Source organism: Oleiphilus sp. HI0079, assembly GCF_001635105.1.
Genome location: NZ_LWFT01000224.1, coordinates 1 through 853, shown reverse-complemented (window position 1 = coordinate 853; position 853 = coordinate 1). Strand labels below are relative to the sequence as shown.

Sequence of the window (853 nt, the reverse complement as noted above, 5' to 3'; positions counted from 1 at the left end):
GATTAACATTGAGCAGCCAGATAGTCAGGGTGCAATCAGGCAAGAGAGTCCGTTTCCCCTGTTAAAGTCGTTTTTAGATATATTACCGAATTCATGAGTAAGCAGAACAACGCAGAAGTTAAGGTCCGCATTGATAAATGGCTTTGGGCTGCCCGTTTTTTTAAAACGAGAACACTGGCAAAAGAAGCCGTCGAGGGTGGGAAAGTGGAGTACAACGGGCAACGTTGTAAACCAGGAAAAACAGTTGATGTGGGTGTTGAGCTAACAATCCGGCAGGGTTGGGTAGATAAAGTCGTGATTGTAAAAGGCATCTCAGATAGACGGCAAAACGCAACGCTTGCCCAAGTATTGTATGAAGAAACCGAGGAGAGCTTCGAAAAACGCGAGCAGAAGCTTGCTGAACGAAGGGCCGAGCGTGAGAGTCAGCCTGTTGCTTTTCGTCGACCTAATAAGCGTGATAGGCGTTTGATTCACCGTTTTAAAGAAGAACGAAACGATTAAACAGAGAGAAGTATATATGCTTGAAGGTGATTCATTTCAAAAATTTATGTTTGACGAATGCCACATTCGAGGTGAAATCGTCAGGCTTTCAGATAGCTTTCTACAAGCGATAGAAGGTAAGCAATATCCAGCGGTTGTGAGGCAATTGCTTGCCGAGGCAACGGCCGCCACGCTGCTGATGACCGGAACACTTAAGTTTGAAGGGCGTTTGTCGTTGCATGCTCGTGGGCAGGGCCCTCTAACCCTGTTGATGGCAGAAGCAACGAATATGAGGAGCTTTCGAACGATTGCTAATTATACTGACGACATGCCGAACGAAGGCGAGCTGAGGATGCTTTTAGGTAAGGCACAA

2 protein-coding genes are annotated in these 853 nt (G+C 46.3%); both read left to right on the top strand.

From position 1 onward, the window contains the following. Window positions 1–93 precede the first annotated feature (93 nt). Window positions 94–501, top strand: coding sequence for an RNA-binding S4 domain-containing protein (locus tag A3750_RS03385; RefSeq protein ID WP_068454833.1), 408 nt, complete (start codon window positions 94–96; stop codon window positions 499–501). A 16-nt stretch (window positions 502–517) separates the two neighbouring features. Further along, on the top strand, window positions 518–853 hold a 336-nt coding region (locus A3750_RS03380), incomplete at its 3' end, for an Hsp33 family molecular chaperone HslO (RefSeq protein WP_197474850.1).